The organism is Cryobacterium sp. 10I1 (assembly GCF_035019805.1).
Taxonomy (GTDB): domain Bacteria; phylum Actinomycetota; class Actinomycetes; order Actinomycetales; family Microbacteriaceae; genus Cryobacterium; species Cryobacterium glucosi.
Window position 1 is genome coordinate 1 of record NZ_JASJVF010000327.1, and the last position, 3,056, is coordinate 3,056.

The 3,056-nt window shown below is 69.5% G+C and carries 3 protein-coding genes, 1 tRNA gene and 1 pseudogene; 1 reads left to right on the forward strand and 4 read right to left on the reverse strand.

The genetic code is table 11. From position 1 onward, the window contains the following. Both QN345_RS17385 and QN345_RS17390 read right to left on the reverse strand, forming a co-directional pair. A partial coding sequence (locus QN345_RS17385; protein ID WP_323508962.1) for a 3-oxoacid CoA-transferase subunit B occupies positions 1 to 641 on the reverse strand: 641 nt, incomplete at its 3' end. A 72-nt stretch (positions 642 to 713) separates the two neighbouring features. Then, entirely contained in the window at positions 714 to 1,430 is a 717-nt protein-coding gene (locus QN345_RS17390; RefSeq protein ID WP_322140948.1) for a CoA transferase subunit A, read from the reverse strand. Positions 1,431 to 1,606: 176 nt separating this feature from the next. Between QN345_RS17390 and QN345_RS17395 the strand changes: the two genes are divergently transcribed. After that, positions 1,607 to 2,425 carry an IclR family transcriptional regulator gene (locus QN345_RS17395; RefSeq protein WP_322135262.1) on the forward strand — a complete coding sequence of 273 codons (819 nt, stop codon included), beginning with the start codon at positions 1,607 to 1,609 and terminating at the stop codon, positions 2,423 to 2,425. Positions 2,426 to 2,530: 105 nt separating this feature from the next. On the opposite strand, the gene QN345_RS17400 is transcribed toward QN345_RS17395, so the two are convergent. After that, positions 2,531 to 2,603: transfer RNA gene (locus tag QN345_RS17400), tRNA-Ala, on the reverse strand. Positions 2,604 to 2,699: 96 nt separating this feature from the next. Beyond that, positions 2,700 to 3,056 (reverse strand): annotated as a pseudogene (locus tag QN345_RS17405) (hypothetical protein); the annotation flags it as partial.

Genomic DNA, 3,056 nt, shown 5'->3' on the forward strand with positions numbered 1-3,056 from the left:
AGGCGGCGAGCCTGGCCTGCAGTCGATTCGACCGGGTGCGCGCGACCGCCACCCAGCAGACGATGAGGGGCGCGGCGACGCAGCACGAGCCCGGTCTCTGTCACGTCGAACACAGCGAGGTCGGAGATGATCCGGTTGACGACCCCGACGCCGGTCAACGGCAGGCTGCACTCGGTCACGATCTTGGGGGCGCCGTCCCGTGCCACGTGTTCGGTCAGCACGACCACCCGCGGGGTGCCCGCGACGAGGTCCATAGCGCCGCCCATTCCCTTGATCATCTTGCCGGGGATCGTCCAGTTGGCGAGGTCCCCGCTGCCGGACACCTGCATCGCACCGAGGATCGCGACCTTGACGTGGCCGCCGCGGATCATGCCGAACGAGGTCGCCGAGTCGAAGACGGATCCGCCCGGCAGGATCGTCACGGTCTGCTTGCCCGCGTTGATCAGGTCGGCGTCCTCCTCGCCCGTCCAGGGGAATTGCCCCATGCCGAGCAGCCCGTTCTCGCTCTGCAGCGTGACCGAGACCCCCTCAGGCAGGTTGTTGGCGACGAGCGTCGGGATGCCGATACCGAGGTTGACGTAATCGCCGTCGTGCAGTTCGCCGGCCGCGATCGCGGCCATCTGGTCTCTGGTCCACGTCATGGGGTACTCCCTGGGTGTCGATCGGATGGGGGGTCTCTGGTGGGTGGGTCGCGGGCGGCTCAGACCGGACCTTCAGGCCGACACCACGACCGCGCGCTCGCGCACGGTGCGCTGCTCGATCGGCTTGGCCCGGGCATCCGCCTGCACGAGGCGTTGCACGTAGACGCCCGGCGTCACCACGTCGTGCGGGTCGATCGTGCCGCGCGGCACGATCTGTTCGGCCTCGGCGACCGTGACGATGCCGGCGGTCGCGACGAGCGGGTTGAAGTTTCGGGCGGTGTACCGGTAGACGAGGTTGCCCTCCGTGTCGGCGCGCCAGGCGTGCACGAGGGCGACGTCGGCGACGATGCCGCGTTCCTGCACGTAGCGGATGCCATCGAACACCGCGTGGGGCTTGCCCTCTGCCACGAGGGTGCCGACCCCGGTCTTCGTGTAGAAGGCGGGGATTCCCGCTCCCCCGGCCCTGAGGCGCTCGGCGAGGGTGCCCTGGGGGCTGAATTCGACCTCGAGCTCGCCCGCGAGAAGCTGCTCGGCGAAGAGCCGGTTCTCGCCGACGTACGACGCGATCACCTTCCGCACCTGCCCGGTTTCGAGCAGCCGACCGAGACCGATCCCGTCGACGCCCATGTTGTTCGAGACGACCGTGAGATCACGAACACCGGATGCCCGCACCGCGTCGATCAGGTCGGCGGGAATCCCACAGAGGCCGAAGCCGCCCACCGCGAGCACGATCCCGTCGTGGAGGACGTCACCGAGTGCGTCGGCCGCGCTGGTCAGTACCGTGGACATGGTCGTCTCCTCATTGAGCATTCACTGTGTCCACCCTGTGGACACGCTGTCTGACGGCCATGCTAACCGGGCGGCGAAGACCCTGTCAATCGCGGAAAACCGTGCGTTCGATTGCGCATCCACCCCGTGAACACTAGGCTCACCATTATCCACATTATGGACACATAGGAGTCGAGATGACCACGGTTGACGCAAAGGGACCGAGCGGCACCGTGCAGGGCGGCACCGTGCAGGGCGCCCAGGTGACGGCCCGGATCGCCCTGCTTCTCCGGCTCGTGGGCCGCGCGCCGCGCGGGGCTGCGCTCTCCGACATCGTGCGGGACTCCGGCCTGACCCGGCCGACCGTGCACCGCCTGCTCACCTCGCTCGCCGCAGAGGGGCTGCTCGACCACGATCCCGTGCGGCACACCTGGCACTACGGGCCCGAGATCTTCGTGATGGGGGTCGTCGCCGCCGACCGATACCCGATCGAGGAGCTCGCCCGGCCGAGCCTGCGCCGGCTCGCCGAGGAGACCGGCGAGAGCGCCTTCCTCTCCATCCGCCGCGGCGCGGAGACCGTCTGCCTGCTGCGGGAAGAGGGCAGCTTCCCGATCCGGTCGTTCGTTCTGCACGAGGGCGTGCGGTTCCCGCTCGGCGTCGCCTCCGCCGGGCTCGCGATCCTCGCGTACCTGCCGGAGGACGAGGTGACGGCATTGCTGGGCGGCGAGCTCGCAGCGACGTGGGGTCCGGCGCACACGGCGGCGGGCATCCGCTCGAACCTCGAGCTCACCCGCACCACGGGGTATGCGGTCAACCCCGGGCTGATCCTGGAGGGCAGCTGGGGCATGGGAGCGGCGATCTTCGACCGGTCCGGCCGGCCGGCGTGGGCGCTGTCCCTGACCGGGATCGAGCCCCGGTTCCGGCCGGAGCGACAGGAGTTCCTCGGTCGCCTGCTCCTCGAGGAGGCGAACCGGATCACCCAGGAGTTGCAGAAGCCCGGCCCGCTCGCGCACTGATGCGCGCAACCATCACGTGTCGCCGAGTATCGTCGTGGCTGGAATTCACCCCGGAAACGACAAAAGGACCGGGGCCGCTGGGCCACGATCCTTCTGTCTTGCCGGTGGAGCTAAGGAGATTCGAACTCCTGACCTTCTCATTGCGAACGAGACGCGCTACCAACTGCGCCATAGCCCCCAACCGCTTATGAAGAATATCACGCGTTGGGCCTCGTTCTGAGCACACCCCGTGCGCGGCGACCTCCTGGCGGAACGGGGGCGCTCCTCCGAGTGCCTACCCGGCGGCGCGGCGGCGGCGCAGAACGGCGTCGAGGTCGGTCATTCCCGGCTCGGTCTCGCCGACGATGCCCATCGACGCGAAGCGGCTGACCGGTGCGGCGACCGTTGCCTTGCCCGCGACGGCGACCGGCCCTGTCTTCGTGGCCGGCCTTGTGCCCACGTTCGTGCCCACGTTGCTGCCCAGGCTGCTGCCCTGGGCGAAGATCGTTCCGGTGTGCCGGAGCGGCGTGACCGCGACCTGCAGTTGCTCGGCTCGGCGGGCCACCTCGGCCTCCGCGGCTGCCCGGCGGAGCTGCGCGGCGGCATCCGCTGAAGCCATGGCGACCTGGGCGACCGTGCCGGGGGCGAGGTG